The 19,025-nt window shown below is 68.1% G+C and carries 25 protein-coding genes; 12 read left to right on the top strand and 13 right to left on the bottom strand.

What is annotated here, in order from left to right; genetic code table 11:
* Positions 1 to 28: 28 nt before the first annotated feature.
* From GH660_RS15135 to GH660_RS15125, 3 genes are all read left to right on the top strand, one after another.
* Positions 29 to 289 carry a hypothetical protein gene (locus GH660_RS15135; RefSeq protein WP_153147521.1) on the top strand — a complete coding sequence of 87 codons (261 nt, stop codon included), beginning with the start codon at positions 29 to 31 and terminating at the stop codon, positions 287 to 289.
* Between the two features lie 114 nt (positions 290 to 403).
* Complete coding sequence (locus GH660_RS15130; protein WP_153147520.1) at positions 404 to 808, top strand: thioredoxin family protein; 405 nt, start codon at positions 404 to 406, stop codon at positions 806 to 808.
* Entirely contained in the window at positions 805 to 1,539 is a 735-nt protein-coding gene (locus GH660_RS15125) for a cytochrome c biogenesis CcdA family protein (protein WP_153147519.1), read from the top strand. Before GH660_RS15130 ends, GH660_RS15125 begins: the two co-directional genes overlap by 4 nt.
* A 23-nt stretch (positions 1,540 to 1,562) precedes the next feature.
* On the opposite strand, the gene napF is transcribed toward GH660_RS15125, so the two are convergent.
* The 12 genes from napF to GH660_RS15065 form a co-directional block, all read right to left on the bottom strand.
* The gene (napF, locus tag GH660_RS15120) at positions 1,563 to 2,042 is read right to left on the bottom strand and encodes a ferredoxin-type protein NapF (RefSeq protein WP_153147518.1); all 480 of its coding nucleotides are present in this window, start codon (positions 2,040 to 2,042) and stop codon (positions 1,563 to 1,565) included.
* 3 nt (positions 2,043 to 2,045) lie between these two features.
* Positions 2,046 to 2,885 carry a c-type cytochrome biogenesis protein CcmI gene (gene ccmI, locus GH660_RS15115; RefSeq protein WP_153147517.1) on the bottom strand — a complete coding sequence of 280 codons (840 nt, stop codon included), beginning with the start codon at positions 2,883 to 2,885 and terminating at the stop codon, positions 2,046 to 2,048.
* Positions 2,882 to 3,358 (bottom strand): cytochrome c-type biogenesis protein, encoded by a 477-nt coding sequence (locus GH660_RS15110; protein ID WP_153147516.1) that lies wholly within the window; start codon positions 3,356 to 3,358, stop codon positions 2,882 to 2,884. The genes ccmI and GH660_RS15110 overlap by 4 nt, the downstream gene beginning before the upstream one ends.
* Positions 3,355 to 3,939, bottom strand: coding sequence for a DsbE family thiol:disulfide interchange protein (locus GH660_RS15105; RefSeq protein ID WP_153147515.1), 585 nt, complete (start codon positions 3,937 to 3,939; stop codon positions 3,355 to 3,357). Before GH660_RS15105 ends, GH660_RS15110 begins: the two co-directional genes overlap by 4 nt.
* Positions 3,936 to 5,927: a heme lyase CcmF/NrfE family subunit gene (locus GH660_RS15100; RefSeq protein WP_153147514.1), complete on the bottom strand. Its 1,992-nt coding sequence runs from the start codon at positions 5,925 to 5,927 to the stop codon at positions 3,936 to 3,938. Before GH660_RS15100 ends, GH660_RS15105 begins: the two co-directional genes overlap by 4 nt.
* Positions 5,928 to 5,929: 2 nt before the next feature.
* Positions 5,930 to 6,418: a cytochrome c maturation protein CcmE gene (ccmE, locus tag GH660_RS15095; protein ID WP_153147513.1), complete on the bottom strand. Its 489-nt coding sequence runs from the start codon at positions 6,416 to 6,418 to the stop codon at positions 5,930 to 5,932.
* Positions 6,415 to 6,615 (bottom strand): heme exporter protein CcmD, encoded by a 201-nt coding sequence (ccmD, locus tag GH660_RS15090; RefSeq protein ID WP_153147512.1) that lies wholly within the window; start codon positions 6,613 to 6,615, stop codon positions 6,415 to 6,417. Before ccmD ends, ccmE begins: the two co-directional genes overlap by 4 nt.
* Positions 6,612 to 7,364 (bottom strand): heme ABC transporter permease CcmC, encoded by a 753-nt coding sequence (ccmC, locus tag GH660_RS15085; protein ID WP_153147511.1) that lies wholly within the window; start codon positions 7,362 to 7,364, stop codon positions 6,612 to 6,614. The genes ccmD and ccmC overlap by 4 nt, the downstream gene beginning before the upstream one ends.
* Positions 7,361 to 8,029, bottom strand: coding sequence for a heme exporter protein CcmB (gene ccmB / locus GH660_RS15080; protein ID WP_153147510.1), 669 nt, complete (start codon positions 8,027 to 8,029; stop codon positions 7,361 to 7,363). The genes ccmC and ccmB overlap by 4 nt, the downstream gene beginning before the upstream one ends.
* Before the next feature lie 13 nt (positions 8,030 to 8,042).
* A complete protein-coding gene (ccmA, locus tag GH660_RS15075; protein ID WP_153147509.1) occupies positions 8,043 to 8,657 on the bottom strand; it encodes a cytochrome c biogenesis heme-transporting ATPase CcmA in 615 nt (204 codons plus the stop codon).
* 137 nt (positions 8,658 to 8,794) lie between these two features.
* On the bottom strand, positions 8,795 to 9,352 hold the full coding sequence (locus tag GH660_RS15070; RefSeq protein WP_153147508.1) for a YcbK family protein: 558 nt from the start codon (positions 9,350 to 9,352) through the stop codon (positions 8,795 to 8,797).
* Positions 9,353 to 9,370: 18 nt separating this feature from the next.
* A complete protein-coding gene (locus GH660_RS15065; RefSeq protein WP_228276512.1) occupies positions 9,371 to 10,675 on the bottom strand; it encodes a murein L,D-transpeptidase in 1,305 nt (434 codons plus the stop codon).
* 115 nt (positions 10,676 to 10,790) lie between these two features.
* Between GH660_RS15065 and hypA the strand changes: the two genes are divergently transcribed.
* From hypA to hypE, 7 genes are read left to right on the top strand one after another with little or no spacing between them, the layout of a single operon-like run.
* Positions 10,791 to 11,132, top strand: coding sequence for a hydrogenase maturation nickel metallochaperone HypA (hypA, locus tag GH660_RS15060; protein ID WP_153147506.1), 342 nt, complete (start codon positions 10,791 to 10,793; stop codon positions 11,130 to 11,132).
* A gap of 10 nt (positions 11,133 to 11,142) precedes the next feature.
* Positions 11,143 to 12,081, top strand: a complete 939-nt coding sequence (hypB, locus tag GH660_RS15055) for a hydrogenase nickel incorporation protein HypB (RefSeq protein ID WP_153147505.1) — start codon at positions 11,143 to 11,145, stop codon at positions 12,079 to 12,081.
* Positions 12,082 to 12,094: 13 nt separating this feature from the next.
* Positions 12,095 to 12,520, top strand: a complete 426-nt coding sequence (locus GH660_RS15050) for a hypothetical protein (protein WP_153147504.1) — start codon at positions 12,095 to 12,097, stop codon at positions 12,518 to 12,520.
* A complete protein-coding gene (gene hypF / locus GH660_RS15045; protein WP_153147503.1) occupies positions 12,517 to 14,832 on the top strand; it encodes a carbamoyltransferase HypF in 2,316 nt (771 codons plus the stop codon). The genes GH660_RS15050 and hypF overlap by 4 nt, the downstream gene beginning before the upstream one ends.
* Positions 14,801 to 15,040, top strand: coding sequence for a HypC/HybG/HupF family hydrogenase formation chaperone (locus GH660_RS15040; protein ID WP_153147502.1), 240 nt, complete (start codon positions 14,801 to 14,803; stop codon positions 15,038 to 15,040). The genes hypF and GH660_RS15040 overlap by 32 nt, the downstream gene beginning before the upstream one ends.
* Complete coding sequence (gene hypD / locus GH660_RS15035; RefSeq protein WP_153147501.1) at positions 15,040 to 16,152, top strand: hydrogenase formation protein HypD; 1,113 nt, start codon at positions 15,040 to 15,042, stop codon at positions 16,150 to 16,152. The genes GH660_RS15040 and hypD overlap by 1 nt, the downstream gene beginning before the upstream one ends.
* Positions 16,145 to 17,200: a hydrogenase expression/formation protein HypE gene (gene hypE, locus GH660_RS15030; protein ID WP_153147500.1), complete on the top strand. Its 1,056-nt coding sequence runs from the start codon at positions 16,145 to 16,147 to the stop codon at positions 17,198 to 17,200. Before hypD ends, hypE begins: the two co-directional genes overlap by 8 nt.
* An 18-nt stretch (positions 17,201 to 17,218) precedes the next feature.
* On the opposite strand, the gene GH660_RS15025 is transcribed toward hypE, so the two are convergent.
* Positions 17,219 to 17,425, bottom strand: coding sequence for a hypothetical protein (locus tag GH660_RS15025; RefSeq protein WP_153147499.1), 207 nt, complete (start codon positions 17,423 to 17,425; stop codon positions 17,219 to 17,221).
* Between the two features lie 206 nt (positions 17,426 to 17,631).
* On the opposite strand from GH660_RS15025, the gene nikR reads away from it, so the two are divergent.
* Both nikR and GH660_RS15015 read left to right on the top strand, forming a co-directional pair.
* Complete coding sequence (gene nikR, locus GH660_RS15020; RefSeq protein ID WP_153147498.1) at positions 17,632 to 18,096, top strand: nickel-responsive transcriptional regulator NikR; 465 nt, start codon at positions 17,632 to 17,634, stop codon at positions 18,094 to 18,096.
* A 92-nt stretch (positions 18,097 to 18,188) separates the two neighbouring features.
* Positions 18,189 to 18,998: a nickel transporter gene (locus tag GH660_RS15015; RefSeq protein WP_153147497.1), complete on the top strand. Its 810-nt coding sequence runs from the start codon at positions 18,189 to 18,191 to the stop codon at positions 18,996 to 18,998.
* Positions 18,999 to 19,025: the final 27 nt, after the last annotated feature.

Below are 19,025 nucleotides of genomic sequence, written 5' to 3'. Positions count from 1 at the left end.
GAGGCTCCTTTCGGGTTATGCTCTGCACATGAGTGGATTCGAGCATTATGAGCGTGAACTGGCCGATCTGGATCACGAGATTCGCCATTACGCGGCAGTGTGTGGCGTCGACCTCGCCAATCGGGGCGAAATCGAGGCCTGCCTGCGCATCCATCACGACACCTGGGCCGCCGACAAGGCGCGCGAGACCCTGCACGGCCTGCTGATCCTGCGCATCAAGCTGGAGTCGGAGATGGTCGAACTGGGCTATTCCCCTTACCCCCTCGTTCAGCCGCCGGCGGCCGAATAGGCAACACCCGGGTTCCCCGAACGGCGCATGTAAGGAAACGCAGTCCCGTCCGACCAATGGTCAGGCCATGCGCGAGCCGCGCGTGGTTTCGCCAATCCCGGACGGAGACCTGCCATGACCACCCTGCTCACCAAGAAGCTGATCGCCGGACTGAGCTGCGCGCTCGCAGCCCTGTCGGCCAGCGCGCTCGACAGCCAACCCTACAGCGCCCAGGCCCTGGGCGAAGCCCGCCAGGCCGGCAAACCGGTGGCGCTGCATTTCCATGCCGATTGGTGCCCGACCTGCCGCGCCCAGGAAAAGGTGTTCGGCGAGTTCAAGCCCGACCAGCGTCTGGCGTTGACCGTGCTGGTCGTCAATTACGACAAGGAACGGGCGCTCCGGAAGGAACTGGGCGTCCGGACACAGTCGACCCTGATCGTCTACCGCGGCGACCGGGAAACGGCGCGCCTGGCCGGCGAAACCGACGCCGCCAGACTCCGCGCCGCGCTGCAGAGCGCGCTCGAGGCCGACGGGCGATGAGCGACGCCATTTCCCTTTCCCACCTGCTGCTGAGCCTGGCGGCGGGCAGCCTGACGACGCTGTCGCCCTGCGTCTTCCCGATCCTGCCCCTGGTGGTCGGCGGCGCCGTGCAGGCCAACCGCCTGGCGCCGGTGGCGATGGGTGGGGGGATGGCCGCCTCTTTCGCCCTCATCGGGGTGCTGCTCGGCGCCCTCGGGCCGGCGCTGGGGATCGATCAGGACAGCGTGCGCAGCGCCGGCGCCCTGCTGCTGATCGCCTTCGCCGCCGTAATGCTGGTGCCGGCGCTCAACGCGCGTTTCACACACTGGGTCATGCCGATCGCCTCGTCGGCCAATAGCGCGTCGGCCAGGCTGGATGGCGGCTCGCTGGCGGGCGCCTTCCTGCTCGGCGGCCTGCTCGGGCTGGTCTGGAGCCCGTGCTCCGGCCCGCTCCTGGCTTCGGCCCTGACTCTGGTCGCCAGCGAGGGCGGGGCGTTGCGCGGCGCCGTCATCCTCGGGTTGTTCGGTCTCGGCGCGGCGATTCCCCTGGTCGCCGTCGCCTATGCCTCGCGTAGCGGCTTCGCCCGGACGCGCGGCTGGGTGCTCGGGCACATCGAGGCGATCAAGAAGGGCTTCGGCATCCTGATCGGCCTCGCCGGAATCGCCATCCTGAGCGGCGCCGACAAGTGGCTCGAGGCGCAGGTGGTGAGCGTGCTGCCGGATGCCTGGGTGAACCTGACGGCGCGGTTCTGAACGGGGCGGCGCGCCGGCCGCGGTCAGGCGCGCATCGTGACGGCGGCGACCGGACAGGGGGCGACGCAGGCGCCACAGCCGGTGCACCGTTCGGGGTCGATTTCCGGCAGCGGGCTGCCGCCGATGCGCGGCGGAAAACGGATCGCGCGGGCATCGCAGAAATCGCCGCAGGTTCGGCATTCGACGCCGTGCTTCGGCAGGCAGGCGGGGCCGATGACGGCCTTGAGCGACCACGGTGCCTGGCCTTCCGCGCGGTGCAGGGCCAGCGGCTCGCAGGCGTCGACGCAGGCGCCGCAGAAGGTGCACGCGCCGCGCGTGAAATCGACCGTCGGGAAACCGCCGTCGCCGGCGACGACGATGTGCTCCGGGCAGGCGCCGAGGCAGTCGTTGCAGCGCGTGCAGCGGTCGGTGAATTCGTCTTCGGGCAGAGCCCAGGGCGGGCGGATTTCGGCCTTCGGACGCGGTCGACCGCGGAAGAAGCCCCGGCGGCCGGCGTCGACCATGGTCTAGCCGCCCTGTTTCATCTTGTCGATGCCGCTACGCAGCATCTGGTCGATTTCCGAGCCCGGCTCGACCTGCGGCAGCAGGGCCTCCCAGTAGGCGATGCCCTTCTTGCTGTCGCCGGCCTCCATGGCGGCAGCACCGGCCAGGAACAGCGCGTGCGGTTGCTGCGGGTCGAGTTTGAGCGCGCGCTCGATCAGTTGCGTCGGCTTGCCCTTGAGCCCCTTGCCGGTAGCCATGGCGATCGTCTCGGCGTAGCTGGCGAGCAGCTCGGGGTCGTCGTTGATGACCTTTTCGGCCTTGCCGTAGGCGGCGGCTGCTTCCTCGTAGCGACCCAGGGTTTTGTACGAGCGCGCCAGCATCAGCCAGCCCTGCATGTCGTCCGGATTGGCCTGCATGCGTTCGGCCAGCTTGGCGACCATGGCGTTGATCTGCTCCGGCGTCATCTTCGGCTGGGCGGCGGTCTGCTGCGGGTCGAGCGCCTGCGGCTTGCCGAGGATGCCGTAGGCGAGCAGGGCGAGGATGGGCAGCAGGAGCAGGATGGCGATGGCGGTCTTGCGGCTCGGTCCGTGCGCAGCCGGCGGCGCTGCATCGGCGGCCGGCTCGACTTCTTCCAGCAGGCGGCGCTGCAGTTCGCGCCGGGCCTGTTCGAAATCGGCTTCGGCGAGCGCGCCTTCGCTCCGTTCGCGTTCCAGTTCGGCGAGCTGGTCGCGGAAGATGGCGAGGTTGGCCTGCTTGCGGTCGGCCCGGGCGCCGGGCGCGCGCAGGCCGAGCCACAGCGGCGGCAGGATGAAGGCGGCGACCACCACGATCAGCAGGGTGGCGAAAATGGCGAACTGGGTCATTTCGGGTTGCTTTCGTTGAGCAGCGCTTCGGCGCGGCCGGCCTCGTCGGCGGACAGCGGCGCATCGTCGGCGACGCGGGCGGCGCGCCGGCGCAGGTAGCGCAGCAGGACGACGAGACCGAGCAGCATCAGCGCCACCGGGCCGCCCCAGAGCAGCAGCGTGATGCCCTTGACCGGCGGCCGGTAGAGCACGAAATCGCCATAGCGGACGACCATGAAGTCGATGATTTCCCGGTCCGACTTGCCGGCGGCGATCATGCCGCGGATCTCGCGGCGCAGGTCCTGCGCCAGTTCGGCGTTGGAGTCGGCGATCGTCTGGTTCTGGCAGACCAGGCAGCGCAGCTCCTCGGAGAGGTGCTGGAGGCGCTTTTCGGCGACCGGGTCGGCGGCCAGCGCCGCCTCGGTGGCGCTATCGACGGCGGTTGCGGTCGACGCGAAAAAAAGGGCGAAAATCAGCGGCAGCAACAGCCTCATTTGTTCAGCTCCGCCAGCAGCGGCATGATCTTCCTGCCGAGGATGTCCGGCGTGATCGGCCCGGTGTGCTTCATGCGGATGACGCCGGCCTTGTCGATGACGTAGGTTTCCGGCACGCCATAGACGCCGTAGTCGATGCCGACGCGCCCGTCGAGGTCCATCACGGTCAGCTTGTAGGGGTCGCCGTGCTGGGCGAGCCAGGCGTTCGCGCGCTGGAAGGCGAGCTTCTTCTCTTCCTCGGCCGACATCTTGCTCATGTCGAAACCGCCGTCGCCGCGCACTTCCTTGTAGTTGAGGCCGATCAGCGGCACGTCGACCTTCTTCGAGAATTCGACGAGGATCGGGTGCTCGGCGCGGCAGGAAACGCACCACGAGGCCCAGACGTTGAGCAGCCAGACCTTGCCCTGCAGGTCCTGGGGGCCGAGGGTCTTCTCCGGCGTTGCCAGCACGTTCAGGTTGAAGGTGGGGGCAGGCTTGCCGACCAGCGGCGACGGCACGTCGCGCGGGTTGAGGTTGAGGCCGACGGCGAGCAGCGCGACGAGCGCCGCGAAGGCGCCGAGTATCCAGTAGTAACGGTTCATGCTTTTTGGGTTCCGGCCGGGGTGATCACTGCGGCGGCGCGCGCCTTGACGCGGTAGCGCCGGTCGAGCATGGCGACGAGGCCGCCGAGCGCCATCAGTACGCAGCCACCCCAGATCCAGTCGACGAAGGGTTTGTAATAGACGCGCACCGCCCACTCGCCTTCCGGCTTGTTGCGGTCGATCGGTTCGCCGAGCGAGACGTAGACGTCGCGCAGGAAACCGGCGTCGATCGCGGCTTCGGTCATCGGCATTTGCGAGGAATGGTAGTTGCGCTTCTCGGGGTTCATCTTGCGCACGAACCTGCCGTCGACCGCCAGGTCGAACTCGCCCTGCGCAGCCACGTAGTTCGGCCCTTCGACGGCACGGACGCCCCTGAAGGTGAAGTGATACCCGGCGACATCGACGCTCTCGCCGGGCGCCATCTTGACGTCCTTTTCATCCTGGAAGCTGCTGACCATGGTGACGCCGACGACGAAGACGGCGATGCCGATGTGCGCCAGGTGCATGCCGAAGAAATGGCGCGGCTGCCTGAGCGCGGCGGCGACGAAGGGCTGGCCGGCGCGCGTGTGCTGGACGCGTTCGACGAAGTTGAGGACGGCGGTGGCGACGATCCAGGTCGCCAGCAGCAGGCCGAGCGCGGTCAACGCCGACCAGGTGCCGTAAACCAGCGGCAGGGCGATGGCGACGACGACGGCCGGGAGCAGCGCCCAGCGCACGGCGCGGGCGATCTCGGCCAGCGAGGCTTCCTTCCAGCGGGCGAAGGGGGCGACGCCCATGAGGAAGAGGATCGGCGTCATCACCGGCACGAAGACGGCGTTGAAGTAGGGCGGGCCGACTGAAATCTTGCCGACGCCGAGCGCGTCGATCAGCAGCGGATAGAGCGTGCCGAGCAGCACGGTGGCGCAGGCGACGACCAGCAGCACGTTGTTGGTGAGCAGCAGCGATTCGCGTGAGACCAGCCCGAAGCGCCCGCCGAGTCCGACCTTGGGGGCGCGCCAGGCGAACAGCGCGAGCGAGCTGCCGATCACCGCAACGAGGAAGATCAGGATGAAGATGCCGCGCCGCGGGTCGGTGGCGAAGGCATGGACCGAGGTCAGCACCCCGGAGCGGACAAGGAAGGTGCCGAGCAGCGACAGAGAGAAGGCGGAAATCGCCAGCAGCACCGTCCAGTTCTTGAAGCTGCCGCGCTTTTCGGTGACCGCCAGCGAATGGATCAGCGCCGTGCCGACCAGCCAGGGCATGAACGAGGCGTTCTCGACCGGGTCCCAGAACCACCAGCCGCCCCAGCCCAGCTCGTAGTAGGCCCACCACGAGCCCATGGCGATACCCAGGGTCAGGAACACCCAGGCAGCCATCGTCCACGGCCGCGACCAGCGCGCCCAGGCGGCGTCGAGCTGGCCGGAGAGGAGGGCGGCGATGGCGAAGGCAAAGGCGACCGAGAAGCCGACGTAGCCCATGTAGAGCAGCGGCGGGTGAATGACCAGCCCCGGGTCCTGCAACAGCGGGTTGAGGTCGCGGCCTTCCTCGGCGCCGGGCAGCAGACGCTCGAAGGGGCTGGAAGTGATCAGGATGAAGAGCAGGAAGCCGAAGGCGACCAGCCCCAGCGTGCCGAGGACGCGGGCGACCATCGCTTCCGGCAGCTGGCGCGACAGCATGGCGACGGCGAAGGCCCACCAGGTCAGCATCAGCATCCACAGCAGCAGCGAGCCCTCGTGGCCGCCCCAGACGCCGGCGATGCGGTACTGGATGGGGAGCAGCGAATTGGAGTGCTGGGCAACGTAAACCACCGAGAAGTCGTTGGCGACGAAGGCCTGCGTCAGGCAGGCGAAGGAGAAGGTGACCAGCAGCGCCAGCGCCGAGGCGGCGGGGCGGGCGACGGCGACCCAGGCCAGGCGGTTGTGGTGGGCGCCGAGCAGCGGCAGGGTGCCGAGGATCAGCGCGACGAGGGCGGCGAGGATGAGGGCGAAATGGCCGAGTTCGGGAATCATGCTCAATAGCTCGCGGTCGGTTTGGCGGGCGCCGCGGCCCCGTCGGCCGCCTTCTTCTCGGCGGCGCGCGCGTGGGCGTCGCCGACGGCCTTGGCGGCCTCCGGCGGCATGTAGTTCTCGTCGTGCTTGGCCAGCACCTCGCTGGCGGTGAAGGTGCGTTCGGCGGTCATCCGGCCCTGGGCGACGACGCCTTTGCCTTCCTTGAACAGGTCGGGCAGGATGCCCTTGTAGTTCACGGTGATTTCCTGGTCAGTGTCGGTGACGATGAAGGCGACGGTGACGCCGTCGGCCTGGCGCTGCAGGCTGCCTTCCTTGACCAGGCCGCCGATGCGGAACATCTTGCCCTGTGGCGCCTTGCCGGCGACGATGTCGGTCGGCGAGATGTAGAGGGCGATGTTGCTGTTCAGCGCGTTGAGCACCAGGGCGGCGATGATGCCGATGAAGGCCAGCGCGCCGCCGATCAGCGCAAGTTTCTTGTGACGGGATTTCATTCTGCGGTGTTCCTGTTTCCGGCGCGGGATTCCGCGCGCAATTGACGCTTCAAGCGGGCGACGGTGGTCTTTCGATTGCGCGCGACCATGATCGGTTCAATGGCCATGATCAGCACCGTGACGCCGAACGAGCCCCAGACGTAGAGGCCGTAGCCGCCCATCGCGAGAAAGTCGGAAAAACTGTTCCAGTGGATCATTTTTCGTCTCCGGCGCCGGCCAGCTCGGCCTTGACCCAGTCGGTGTGGCGCTCGCGTTCGAGCATGATGGTGCGCACGCGCATGAAGGCGACGGCGATCGAGTACATCCAGAAGCACATCGCCATCAGTAGCATGCCCCAGAGCATGGTTTCGGCCATCGACGACTTGGTCAGGTTGACGCTCGACCCCTGGTGCAGGGTGTTCCACCATTTGACCGAGAAATAGATGATCGGCACGTTGACCACGCCGACCAGCAGCAGCACGCCACCGGCCTTGTCGGCGCGCCTGGGATCGTCGATCGCCGCGGTCAGCGCCATGTAGCCGATGTAGAGGAAGAGCAGGATCAGCTCCGAGGTCAGTCGCGCGTCCCACACCCACCACGTGCCCCACATCGGCTTGCCCCACAGGGCGCCGGTCCACAGCGAGAGGAAGGCCATCAGCGCGCCGGTCGGCGCCAGCGCCTGCGCCATCATGCCCGACAGGCGGGTGTTGAAGGCGAGCCCGACCGCCGCCCAGAAGGCCATGACGAGGTAGATGAACATCGACATCCACGACGCCGGCACGTGGATGAAGATGATGCGGTAGCCCTCGCCCTGCTGGAAGTCGGTCGGCGCCACCAGCATGCCGAGGTAGAGGCCGGCCAGCCCGAAGACGACCGCCACGGCGGCGAAATAGGGAATCATCGCGCCGGCCAGCGGATAGAAGGTGGCCGGCGAGGCGAAGCGGTAGAGGTTGAAGCGGTCGGTCATTCGAGGGCGATTTTCAAGGCGGCGGCGGTCGCCCAGGGGGCGAAGCCGACAGAAGCGAAAGTTAGGGCGGCCAGCAGCGACAGATGACCTTCCCCCCCGAGCCCGGTCACCGTCGCATCCACTGCGCCAGCGCCGAATATTAGCACCGGGATGTAGAGCGGCAGCACGAGCAGCGAGAGCAGCACGCCGCCGCCACGCAGGCCGAGGGTCAGCGCCGCGCCGATGGCGCCGATACCGGACAGCGCCGGGGTGCCGATCAGGATGGCGCCGGTGAGGACGACCAGGGCGTCGGCCGACAGGTCGAACTGGACGCCGAGCACCGGCGCGATCAGCGCCAGCGGTAGCCCGGAAACCAGCCAGTGAGCGATCACTTTTCCGGTAACGACCAACCCAAGGGGGTGCGGGGCCAGCGCCAGTTGTTCGAGCGTGCCGTCGCGATGGTCGTCGGCGAACAGGCGCGGCAGCGACAGCATGGTGGCGAGCAGGGCGGCGACCCACAGCACGCCGGGTGCCAGCTTGCGCAGCAGGTCGGGCTCCGGGCCGATGCCGAGCGGAAAGAGACTGACGACGATGATGAAGAAGAACAGCGCCGAAACGATGTCCGCCTGCCGGCGCATGGCCAGCTTGAGGTCGCGGCCGATGACCGCCGTGACGATGCGCAGCATCAGGCGTCGTCCATCAATTGAGCCGCAACTCGCGCACGGTACCGGCCGGAATGTCCACCAGCTGGTGGGTCGTCATCACCGCCAGGCCGCCGCGCTGCAGGTGGGCGGAAATGATGCCCGCCAGCCAGTCGACCGCAGCAGCGTCGAGGGCGACGAAGGGCTCGTCGAGAATCCACAGCGGGCGCTTTTCCTTGACCAGGCGGGCCAGCGCGACGCGCCGCTTCTGCCCCTGCGAGAGGTATTTGCAGGCGAGATCCTCGCGCCCGGCGAGGCCGACCTGTTCCAGCGCATCGAGCGCTTCGTCCTCGGAGAGTTCCTCGTCGGCCAGGCGGGCGGCGGCGAGCAGGTTTTCCAGCGGGGTCAGCTCTTCCTTGATGGCGTTCAGGTGGCCGAGGTAGCAGAGATCGGCGCGGAAATCGTCGGCCAGGCTGCGGATCGCCTCGCCCTTCCAGCGGATTTCGCCGGCTTCCGGCGGCAGCAGGCCGATCAGCATGCGCAGCAGGCTGGTCTTGCCGGAACCGTTCCTGCCCTGCAGGTAAAGCAGTTCCCCCGCTTCCAGCCGAAAGCCGAGGCCTGCGAACAGGCGGCGCTCGCCGCGCACGCATTCCAGATTGTCAGCTTCGAGCATCAGGGGAAAAAACCGAAAGAAATCAGCGGCAAATTATGAACGCGCAAGTGTACCGGCAGATTGACGATCATCAAACAAATCGGCACAAGAAAAACGGGGGCCGCAGCCCCCGTCATGTTCGCCATGCCGGGCGCGGGTTACCAGTAACGCACCTTGCCGGTATCGACGTGCACGAAGCGGTCGCGCGGATAGAAGCCGACGCCGCCGCCGTTCAGCGATTTGGCGGCATCGCGCAGGTCGGACAGCGGGATGCCGGGAATGCGGACGTCGATCGCCTTGCCCTGCATGTGCAGGCTGTTGCGGGCGACGCCGCCGCCGCGGCTGTTGCGCAGGTGCGAATTGGTCGCCGCGCAGCGGTAGCCGGAAATGACCTGGAAGGGCTGGTCGCAGCCGAGTTCCTGGCGCGTCCTGAACAGCAGGTCGAACAGTTGCGGGTCGATGTGGCCGACCTCGCCCGAGTAGTGGTCGCGCAGGAAACGGTTGAGGGTGGTCAGCGCCTCGGGGATGTAGTGATGGCCGACAGCGAAGACGACCGAGACGCGTTCGCCGGTATGCGTGTGATCGAAATCGAGCTCGCGGGCGCCGGGCAGCGAGGCGAGGGCCGGCTTGGCGAGCGGCAGGACGGCGCCGGCGACGGCCAGGCGGGCCGCACGGCTGAGAAACAGGCGGCGCGAGTGCTTATGCGTATTGGGCATTGCTTGGTCTACCGAAAGCTAATTATTTGATTCTGCGCCTAACTTTTCCCGATGGGAAGTCTGGATGGCCAGCGTTTTCTGGCGCAGTGCGGCGTCGAGCTCTTTGTCATACCCGTATAGATCGGGGAAGAAATGAACCCGTCCGTCGATGACGGCGGCGGTAACGTAGGCAATCACCACCGGGAAAGGTTCCCGCAGGCGCAGGGTCGCCGAGCGGCCCCGGGTCATCGCCTGGACGATGCGTTCTTCGGTCCACTCGGGTTCGTCGGCGAGGACGAATTTCGCCAGGACGAGCGGTTCCTCGACGCGGATGCAGCCGTGGCTGAAGTCGCGCCGGTCCTTTTTGAACAGCTGCGGCGTCGGCGTGTGGTGCAGGTAGATGTTGTCCGGGTTGGGAAAGACGAACTTGATGTCGCCGAGGGCGTTGCGGGCGCTAGGCCGCTGCCGGATGCGCATCTGGCCGCGCTGGACGGCGTCGAGGTGGGCCTCGGAGAAGCCGCCGACAACGCGCCCGTCGCTGCCAACGAATTCGAAGCCCTGCTGGTCGAAATAGCCGGGTTCGCGGCGCAGCCGGGGCAGGGTTTCGCCGCGCGCGATCGAGGGCGGCACGTTCCAGTAGGGGCTGAACTCGACGTACTGCATTTCTGCCTCGAAGAGCGGCGTGCGCGTCTTTCGGGCATTGCCGACGATGACGTTCATCGCCGCCGCGAGCTCGACGCGGCCGTTACGCACTTCGTAGGCGCGCAGCCGGAATTCGGGCACGTTGACGACGATGGTGCGCGGTGCCTGCACCGGCGGCGCCGAGCGCAGCCGTTCGAGCGCCAGTTCGAGCTGGCGGGCGCGGGCTTCCGGGGCGACGCTGAGCTGCTCGAAGGTGCCCTTGCCGATGACGCCGTCCGGCGTCAGCCCGTGGCGCGCCTGGAACGACTTGATGCCGTCGACCAGCGCGCCCTCGTAACGCGCTGGCGGCACGCTGCCGGCGGGGAGGTCGTTGAGGACCGTCAGGCGCTCGCTGAGCAGCCGTAGGCCGGCGTAGGCTTGCCCGGGCGTCAGCTTGCCTTCCGGGCGCGGCAACGGTGGTAGCTCGGTCTGCCAGGCCGGGTGGCCGGCCAGTTCGCGGTAGCGGGCGAGCGCCGCGCGCAGTTCGGCCTCCTGAGGCAGGGCCGCGGCGCTGGCGGTTGCCGCTTCCGCCGGCACCTCCGCGGCGCTGTTCGCCAGACAGCCGCCGGCGATCGTCAGTCCGCTGACGAGGCAGATGGCCGGCAGGAGCCGCCCAAGCAGGCGGCGGATCGGGGTCGGGCGAGTAGGCGACGGAGTAGGCATGGTTTCACGGAAGATGGCTTCATCGTCATTATGTACTATCGTTAACCTGTTCGGACGGGCCAGGCGCCGTGTGGTGGAAGCGGCGCGCGGCGCGCCGCTTGCGATGGGAAGGGTGATGCACGAAATGTCACTGGCCGAGGGCATTCTCCAGCTGGTCGAGGAGACGGCCAGGCGCGAAAACGCGCAGCGTGTGAAGACGGTCGTCGTGGAGATCGGGGAACTATCGGCGGTCGAGCCGGCGGCCCTCGAGTTCTGCTTCGCCGCGGTTGCCGCCGAAGGCGCGGCGCGTGGCGCGCGACTGGTGATCGTCGATGTGCCGGGCAGTGGAACATGCCTCACCTGCGGCCTGATGCAGCCAATGGATGCGCTGTTCGGCGTCTGCACGGCGTGCGGCAGCCACCGCCTGCAGCCGACGGGCGGTAGCGAGATGCGGGTCAGGGAAATCGAAATCGAATAGGAGTCGGGCGATGTGCACGGTTTGCGGTTGCGGCGAGGGCGAAACGAGGATCGAGGGTGCGGCGCATGCGCACGAACATGGGCATGCGGGCGGCGCGGCGCACGGCCACAGCCATCCGTACCGGCCGCATCGCCATGAGCACCACCATGAACACGGGATCGGCGGAGATCTCGATTTCGGCGCCGGCCCGGCCCGCGCGCATGCGCCGGGCCTCAGCCAGTCGCGCATGGTGCAGATCGAGCAGGACATTCTGGCCAGGAACGACGGCTATGCCGCGGAAAACCGCCGCTTCTTCGACGAGCGCGGCATCCTCGCACTCAATCTCGTGTCCAGTCCCGGTTCCGGCAAGACGGCGCTGCTCGTGAAGACCATCGAGGCGCTCAAGGACAAGGTGGCGATCAGCGTCGTCGAGGGCGACCAGCAGACCTCCAACGACGCCGAGCGCATCCGCGCCACCGGCGTCGCCGCCCTGCAGATCAACACCGGCAAGGGCTGCCACCTCGACGGCCACATGGTCGGCCACGCGCTGGAACGCCTGCGGCCGGCCGACGCCTCGCTGTTCCTGATCGAGAACGTCGGCAACCTCGTCTGCCCGGCCGCCTTCGACCTTGGCGAACACCACAAGGTCGCCATCCTGTCGGTGACCGAGGGCGAGGACAAGCCGCTCAAGTACCCGGACATGTTTCGCGCCGCCGACGTGTTGTTACTCAACAAGTGCGACCTGCTGCCCTACCTCGTGTTCGATGTGGAGCAGGCCGAGGCCAACGCCCGTCGCGTCAATCCGGGGCTGACCATCTTCCGTGTTTCGGCGACCAGCGGCGAGGGTTTGCCGGCCTGGCTGGCGTGGATCGAGGCCGGGCTGGTGGCACAGGGGGCGAAGCGCACCGAATCGGTTGACGCGCTCAAGGCCCGCATCACCGAACTGGAGCGGCAACTGGCCGCGAAATAGGCCTGATTTCGTCATGCTGCCGCCATCGCCAAGGAAAAACCTGTTTGCCGGCGGCGCGGTTGTGACTGCCTTGCCGGGGTTGTTGCTGTTCAGCTGGCTGGCGGGGTTGCTCTTGTGTGGAATTGTCGCTGTGGTCGCGGATCGCCTGGCCGCTTGGTCGGCACCGAATTTTTCCCGCGCAGGCTGTTTCCCCTCAATGTTCGTGGGGGCTGGCATCGCCTGGCTGACGCTGCTGAATGGCATGGCGGCGATGGCTTTGCTCGGCGTGCTGGTGCTGCCGTTCATGAAAAGCGCCGACTGGCTCTGGGCGTACTGGCTGTTTGCTCCCTTCCTCAATCCGGTCGGCGCTTTCATGGGGGCTGCGTTTGCGACTTTGCCTTGTTTTGCGATCGGGAGCATTGTTGGTCTGGTTGCTCGCGTGAAGGAAGCGGGGCGTTGAGCGGCCGGCAGATCCGCATCCGCGGCCTCGTTCAGGGCGTCGGCTTCCGTCCCTACGTCTGGCGGCTGGCCAGCGAACTGGGGCTCGTCGGCTGGGTGCGCAACGACGGCGCCGGGGTGACGGTTGCGGTCGACGGCGAAAAAGTGCCCGAATTCATCGCCCGCCTGGCGCCGGAGGCGCCGCGGCTGGCGCGCATCGATGCCGTCGAGGCCGAGCCCGCCGACGTCGCCGGCCCCGGTTTCGCCATCCTCGACAGCGCGGCCGGCGACGTGCGCACCGCCATCGGCCCCGATGCCGCCATCTGCCCCGACTGCGTCGCCGACCTCTGCGACCCGGCCGGCCGCCGCTGGCGCTATGCCTTCACCACCTGCACGCACTGCGGTCCGCGCTACACCGTCAGCCGGCGCATTCCCTACGACCGGGCGCACACCAGCCTGGCCGCCTTTCCGCTCTGCCCGGCGTGCGCGGCCGAATACACGGCGCCTGCCGACCGCCGCTTTCATGCCGAAACCACCTGCTGCCCGGCCTGCGGCCCGCAATTGCGCCTGCTCGACGCGACCGGCGAGGTGCTGGCCAGTGATCCTTTGGCGGCAACCCTGTCCCTGCTGCGCGCCGGGAAGATCGTCGCGCTCAAGGGGCTGGGGGGCTTCCATCTCGCCTGCGACGCGCGCAATGCCGGGGCCGTGGCCGAACTGCGCCGGCGCAAGCAGCGCGAGGAAAAGCCGTTCGCCGTGATGGCGCTGAACGCCGCCTCGCTGCGCGACCATGCGCGCATCGGCACGGCCGAGGCGAGTCTGCTGGGCGGTATCGCCGCGCCCGTCGTCCTCTGTCCCAAGGGCGCGCGCGAGTTGCCCGGCATCGCCCCCGGCCTCGCCTGGCTCGGCGCCATGCTGCCGGCGACGCCGCTCCACCTGCTGCTCTGGCACGAAGCGGCCGGGCGCCCGGCCGGCACCGCCTGGCGCGCCGCGCCGAACGCGTTGCTGCTGGTGATGACCAGCGCCAACCCGCACGGCGAGCCGCTGGTCACTGGCAACGACGAGGCGCAAGCACGGCTGGCGGGCATCGCCGACGCTTTCCTGGTGCACGACCGCGACATCGTCGTCCGCTGCGACGATTCCGTGGTGCGTCCCGGCGCCGCCGGGCCGGCCTTCGTGCGCCGCGCGCGCGGCTACGTGCCGGTGCCGATCCCGCTGGCCGGCGACGGGCCGACCGTGCTGGCGCTCGGCGGCTACCTGAAGAACACGGTGTGCGTGCTCAAGGGCCGCCAGGCCTACCTGTCGCAGCATGTCGGCGGCCTCGACAACGCCGCGGCCATCGCCTTTCTCGAAGAGACGGTCGCCCACCTGCTGGCCATCCTCGACGTGCGGCCCGATCTGATCGCCCACGACCTGCATCCGGATTTCCCATCGACCCGACTTGCGCAGCGACTTGCCGGCGAGCTGCGGGTTCCGGCCTTCGCCATCGCGCATCATCATGCGCATGTTGCGGCGATCGGCGCTGAATATGCACTCAACGCGCCGTTGATCGGGCTGGCTCTCGACGGCGTCGGTCTCGGCCCGGACGGCGGCCTGTGGGGCGGCGAATTGCTGCGCGTGGCCGGGGCGCAGTGCCGGCGGCTGGGGCATGTCCAGCCGCTGCGGCTGCCCGGCGGCGACCGCGCGGCGCGTGAACCGTGGCGGATGGCGGTGGCGGCGCTGCACCACGTCGGGCTCGCCTACCGGATTGGCGCCTGGCTGAAGCAGAACTATCCGGAACGCGACGCCGGCCCGTTGCTGACCATGCTCGCCCGCGACCTGCGCTGTCCGCCGACCTCTAGCCTCGGCCGCTGGTTCGACGCGGCGGCCGGCATCCTCGGCCTGCGTGCCGAAGCGCGCTACGAGGGGCAGGCGGCGATGGAACTGGAAGGCCTGGCGGCGGCGCGCGGTCCGGTGCCGCCATTGGACGGCGGCTGGGCGCTGCGCGACGGGGTGCTCGATTTTTCGCCGTTGCTGCCGGCGCTGCTTGCGTGCGACGATGCGCCTGATGGCGCCGCGCTGTTCCATGCCACGCTGGCCGCCGGGCTGGCAGAATGGGCACTGGCTGCGGTCGACCGCGCAAAAGGGGCGAAAATCGCCGTCGGCGGTGGGTGTGCGATGAACGCCGTGCTGATGGCGGCACTGCGCCGCCATCTGGACAACGCCGGCGTGATGCTGCTCGAAGCGCGCCAGGCGCCGCCCAACGACGGCGGCCTGGCGCTCGGCCAGGGCTGGGTGGCGCGACAGATGTTCGAGGAGATGGAAGATGTGTCTGGCAATTCCCGCGCAGGTGGTTGAGTTGCGCGAAGGCGATAACGCGGTGGTCGATCTGGCCGGCGTGCGCAAGGAAATCTCGCTGGCCCTGGTCGACGGCGTGGCGATCGGCGACTACGTAATCGTTCATGTCGGCTACGCGCTGAACAAGCTCGACCCCGACGAGGCGGCGCGGACGCTCGCGCTGTTCGCCGAACTCGGCGGCTCGGCCGGCGATTCGCCGCTGCATTGATGAAATACATCGACGAATTCCGCGACGGCACGGTGGCGCGGAAACTGGCCGCCGCCATCAGCGGCGAGGCCGACCCGGGGCGCCGCTACCGTTTCATGGAATTCTGCGGCGGCCACACGCACGCCATTTCGCGCTACGGCATCGCCGACCTGCTGCCGGAAAACGTCCAGATGATCCACGGCCCCGGCTGCCCGGTGTGCGTCCTGCCGATCGGCCGTATCGATCAGGCGATCCGCCTGGCGCTGGACCATGGCGTGATTCTGTGCACCTACGGCGATTGCCTGCGCGTGCCGGCTTCGGACGGCCGGTCGCTGCTGAAAGCGAAGGCGCAGGGTGGCGACATCCGCATGATCTACTCGTGCGCCGACGCCGTGGCGCTGGCAGAGCGGCATCCGGAACGGCAGGTCGTCTTTTTCGCCATCGGCTTCGAGACGACGACGCCGCCGACGGCGGTCGCTATCAAGCAGGCCGCCGCCCGCGGGTTGAGCAACTTTTCGGTGCTCTGCTGCCATGTGCTGACGCCGCCGGCGATCGCCAGCATCATGGAAGGCATCGACGCGCAGTTGCAGCTCGATGGCTTCGTCGGCCCGGCTCATGTGTCGACCGTCATCGGTAGCCGTCCCTACGAGCCGTTCGCCGCGCATTACCGCAAGCCGGTGGTGATCGCCGGCTTCGAGCCGCTAGATGTGCTGCAGGCGATCCGCATGCTGGTCCGCCAGGTCAACGACGGTCGCGCCGAGGTCGAAAACGAGTTCGTGCGGGCGGTCGACCGCGACGGCAATCGCAAGGCGCAGGCGCTGGTGGCGGAAGTCTTCGAACTGCGCGAGGAATTCGAATGGCGCGGGCTGGGCGTCCTGCCGAATTCGGCGCTGCGGATTCGCGGCGAATTTGCCCGGTTCGACGCCGAACGGCGCTTTATCGTCGCTTATCGCGCGGTGGCCGACCACAAGGGCTGCGACTGCGGCGAAATCTTGCGCGGCATCAAGCGGCCGCCGGAATGCAAGCTGTTCGGCACCGTCTGCACGCCGGAGAATCCGGTCGGTTCGTGCATGGTGTCCTCCGAAGGCGCCTGCGCCGCCCATTACACCTACGGGCGCTACAGGGATGTCTGAGCTGCGCAAGAAGGGCTACGTGCGGCCGCTCGACATCAGGCATGGTCGCGTCGACATGGCGCATGGCGCCGGCGGCCGGGCGATGGCGCAGCTGATCGACGAACTATTCGCCCGCCATCTCGGCAACGAATGGCTGGCCCGCGGCGACGACGGCGCCGTGCTGCCGCCGCCCGGCGCCGGGCGGCTGGTGATGGCCACCGACAGCCATGTGGTGTCGCCGCTGTTCTTTCCCGGCGGCGACATCGGCTGCCTGGCGGTGCACGGCACGATCAACGACGTGGCGGTGATGGGCGCGCGACCGCTCTGGCTGTCGGCGGCATTCATCCTCGAGGAGGGCTTTCCGCTCGCCGATCTGGCGCGCATCGTCACCAGCATGGCGGCGGCGGCGCAGGCGGCCGGCGTGCCCATCGTCACCGGCGACACCAAGGTGGTCGAGTGCGGCAAGGGCGACGGCGTCTTCATCACGACCACCGGTGTCGGGGTGGTATCCGAGGGTTGCGAGTTGTCGGGATGTCGGGCGCGGCCCGGCGACGCCATTCTGGTTTCCGGCACCCTCGGCGATCACGGCATGGCGATCATGGCCGGGCGCGAAAGCCTCGGCTTCGCGGCGCCCATCGTGTCCGACACGGCCGCCCTGCACGGGCTGGTCGCCACCTTGCTGGACAGCGCGGTCGACCTGCGGGTATTGCGCGATCCGACGCGCGGCGGCATGGCGACGACGCTCAACGAGATCGCCGCGCAATCCGGTGTCGGCATGCTGTTGCAGGAAACGGCGCTGCCGGTCAGTCCGGCGGTCGCCGCCGCCTGCGAATTTCTCGGAATCGACCCGCTTTATGTCGCCAACGAGGGCAAACTGGTGGCGATCTGCGCGCAAGAGGATGCGCAAGCCCTGCTCGCCACGATGCGCCGCCACCCGCTGGGCGCGCAGGCCGCGATCATCGGCGCGGTGCACGAAGACCCGCACCATTTCGTGCAGATGACCACCGTCTTTGGCGGCCGGCGCGTTGTCGACTGGCTGTCCGGCGACCAGCTGCCGCGCATCTGCTGACCGGGTTTTCCGGCGCCGTCAGTTGCGCAGCGCGATCACCACCGTCTGCACCTCGTCGAGTTCGGCCAGCACGACGGCGCGCGCATCGGCCATGTCGTCCGCCTTGAGGACCCGGAAAAGCTCCCGCCTGCCGTTCAGGTAGCGCACGGCGGCCGTGAATTCCGGAGGCGCCACGGCGCCTTCCGGCGGCCTGCGCGAGGCGGCCTGCTTGCGTTGGTGTTGCATCGATTTCCCCCGATTGCCTGAATTCTTTGGCAGCATCCTAACCAAGAGTCGGCGCCGGCAAAATATGGCCAAGGTTATACATTTATGCGCATTGAGAGGTCGGGCGGTGGCATGCCCCGCCGGTTCTCGCTCGAGAAATTTCGTGCAAGCAAAAAAAACCCGATCGGTATGCAAGAATTCATTCCCGTCGTTTCCCCGAGGTCGCCATGGACCGTTTCACCATCTCTCTCGATGCCTCGCTGGCCGCCCAGTTCGACCAGCTGATCACCGCCCGCGGCTACAGCAATCGCTCGGAGGCCGTGCGCGACCTGATCCGCGGCGCCATTGAGGGCGACCGCCAGCGGGCGGCACCGACCGGCCACTGCGTCGCCAACCTTTCCTACGTCTACAATCACCACGAGCGGGAACTGGCCGAGCGCATCACCAGCCGCCAGCACGAACACCACGACCTGACGGTGGCCGCCATGCACGCCCATCTCGACCACGAGAACTGTCTGGAATCGGTGGTCCTGCGCGGGCCGACGGCGGCGGTGCGGCGTTTCGCCGAAGGCCTGATGGCGGAATCCGGGGTACGCCACGGCCAGCTCAACGTGATCGCCCTCGAGCCGGAACATCGGCACACCCACGGCGACAGCGATGCGCCGCACATTCACTATCGCCCGGCCCGCTGAACACGCATTTGCGCAAAGTTGCGTATGGACATGCCAACGGTCTTGCTGCATCCTTGCCGTAAGATCAACTTGAAATTGTTCATAAGCATTCCGTGGAATCGCTCCCGGCCGACTGGCTGTCGCTCCTGCTATTGACCCTGGTGCTCGGCATGAAGCATGGCTTCGACGCCGACCATCTGGCCACCATCGACGGCCTGACCCGCTACAATAGCCGTCGCAATCCGGGCCTCGCCCGTTATTGCGGCACCCTCTTCTCGCTCGGCCATGGCGCCGTGGTGATGGCGATCGCGCTCGGCGTTTCCGTCGTCGCCGGGCAATGGGAAGTGCCGGCGTGGTTCGGTACGCTGGGGGCGCTGGTGTCGATCGCCTTTCTCCTCGCCCTGGGCAGCCTCAACCTGGCCGCCGTGCTGCGGGCGGCGCCCGATCAGATGGTCCGGCCGGTCGGCCTCAAGGGCCGCCTGCTCGGTCGCCTGGGGCAAGTCTCGCACCCGGCGCTGGTCGCGCTGGTTGGCGCCCTCTTCGCCCTGTCGTTCGACACCTTGTCGCAGGCGGCCTTCTTCGCCCTCACCGCGACCCGCTTCGGCGGCTGGCAGCACGCGCTGGCGCTCGCCCTGCTGTTCATGCTCGGCATGCTGCTGACCGACGGCATCAACGGCCTGTGGATCGCCCGCCTGATCGCACGGGCCGACCAGGTGGCGCTGGTCGCCTCGCGCGTCATGGGGTTGGTGGTCGCCGGTATCAGCCTGCTGGTCGCCGCCTTCGGGCTGGCGAAGATGTTGTCGCCGGCGATCGACGCCTGGAGCGAAGGCAAGGAACTGGTTTTCGGATTTGTCCTGATCGGCATGATCGCGCTCAGTTTCGTCGCGGCGGTCCGTCTGGCCCGGCGCTCCGTGCCGGCTTGACTATTGGGAGGGGGCCAAACGGCCTTT

This window comes from Dechloromonas sp. H13, assembly GCF_009469615.1.
In the GTDB taxonomy this organism is placed as follows: domain Bacteria; phylum Pseudomonadota; class Gammaproteobacteria; order Burkholderiales; family Rhodocyclaceae; genus Azonexus.
Note: the sequence above shows the minus strand (reverse complement) of the source record. Positions and strands in the feature narration are given on the sequence as shown.

Bases quoted from the DNA above. Each gene is read 5' to 3' on its own strand.
- hypD (WP_153147501.1), top strand. From the start codon at position 15,040: ATGAAATACATCGACGAATTCCGCGACGGCACGGTGGCGCGGAAACTG.
- GH660_RS15130 (WP_153147520.1), top strand. From the start codon at position 404: ATGACCACCCTGCTCACCAAGAAGCTGATCGCCGGACTGAGCTGCGCG.
- GH660_RS15040 (WP_153147502.1), top strand. From the start codon at position 14,801: ATGTGTCTGGCAATTCCCGCGCAGGTGGTTGAGTTGCGCGAAGGCGAT.
- hypE (WP_153147500.1), top strand. From the start codon at position 16,145: ATGTCTGAGCTGCGCAAGAAGGGCTACGTGCGGCCGCTCGACATCAGG.
- GH660_RS15110 (WP_153147516.1), bottom strand. From the start codon at position 3,358: ATGAGGCTGTTGCTGCCGCTGATTTTCGCCCTTTTTTTCGCGTCGACC.
- GH660_RS15125 (WP_153147519.1), top strand. From the start codon at position 805: ATGAGCGACGCCATTTCCCTTTCCCACCTGCTGCTGAGCCTGGCGGCG.
- GH660_RS15135 (WP_153147521.1), top strand. From the start codon at position 29: ATGAGTGGATTCGAGCATTATGAGCGTGAACTGGCCGATCTGGATCAC.
- hypA (WP_153147506.1), top strand. From the start codon at position 10,791: ATGCACGAAATGTCACTGGCCGAGGGCATTCTCCAGCTGGTCGAGGAG.
- ccmA (WP_153147509.1), bottom strand. From the start codon at position 8,657: ATGCTCGAAGCTGACAATCTGGAATGCGTGCGCGGCGAGCGCCGCCTG.
- GH660_RS15025 (WP_153147499.1), bottom strand. From the start codon at position 17,425: ATGCAACACCAACGCAAGCAGGCCGCCTCGCGCAGGCCGCCGGAAGGC.
- ccmD (WP_153147512.1), bottom strand. From the start codon at position 6,615: ATGATCCACTGGAACAGTTTTTCCGACTTTCTCGCGATGGGCGGCTAC.
- ccmE (WP_153147513.1), bottom strand. From the start codon at position 6,418: ATGAAATCCCGTCACAAGAAACTTGCGCTGATCGGCGGCGCGCTGGCC.
- GH660_RS15065 (WP_228276512.1), bottom strand. From the start codon at position 10,675: ATGCCTACTCCGTCGCCTACTCGCCCGACCCCGATCCGCCGCCTGCTT.
- hypB (WP_153147505.1), top strand. From the start codon at position 11,143: ATGTGCACGGTTTGCGGTTGCGGCGAGGGCGAAACGAGGATCGAGGGT.
- GH660_RS15100 (WP_153147514.1), bottom strand. From the start codon at position 5,927: ATGATTCCCGAACTCGGCCATTTCGCCCTCATCCTCGCCGCCCTCGTC.
- ccmI (WP_153147517.1), bottom strand. From the start codon at position 2,885: ATGACCCAGTTCGCCATTTTCGCCACCCTGCTGATCGTGGTGGTCGCC.
- ccmC (WP_153147511.1), bottom strand. From the start codon at position 7,364: ATGACCGACCGCTTCAACCTCTACCGCTTCGCCTCGCCGGCCACCTTC.
- GH660_RS15070 (WP_153147508.1), bottom strand. From the start codon at position 9,352: ATGCCCAATACGCATAAGCACTCGCGCCGCCTGTTTCTCAGCCGTGCG.
- nikR (WP_153147498.1), top strand. From the start codon at position 17,632: ATGGACCGTTTCACCATCTCTCTCGATGCCTCGCTGGCCGCCCAGTTC.
- ccmB (WP_153147510.1), bottom strand. From the start codon at position 8,029: ATGCTGCGCATCGTCACGGCGGTCATCGGCCGCGACCTCAAGCTGGCC.
- GH660_RS15105 (WP_153147515.1), bottom strand. From the start codon at position 3,939: ATGAACCGTTACTACTGGATACTCGGCGCCTTCGCGGCGCTCGTCGCG.
- GH660_RS15050 (WP_153147504.1), top strand. From the start codon at position 12,095: ATGCTGCCGCCATCGCCAAGGAAAAACCTGTTTGCCGGCGGCGCGGTT.
- napF (WP_153147518.1), bottom strand. From the start codon at position 2,042: ATGGTCGACGCCGGCCGCCGGGGCTTCTTCCGCGGTCGACCGCGTCCG.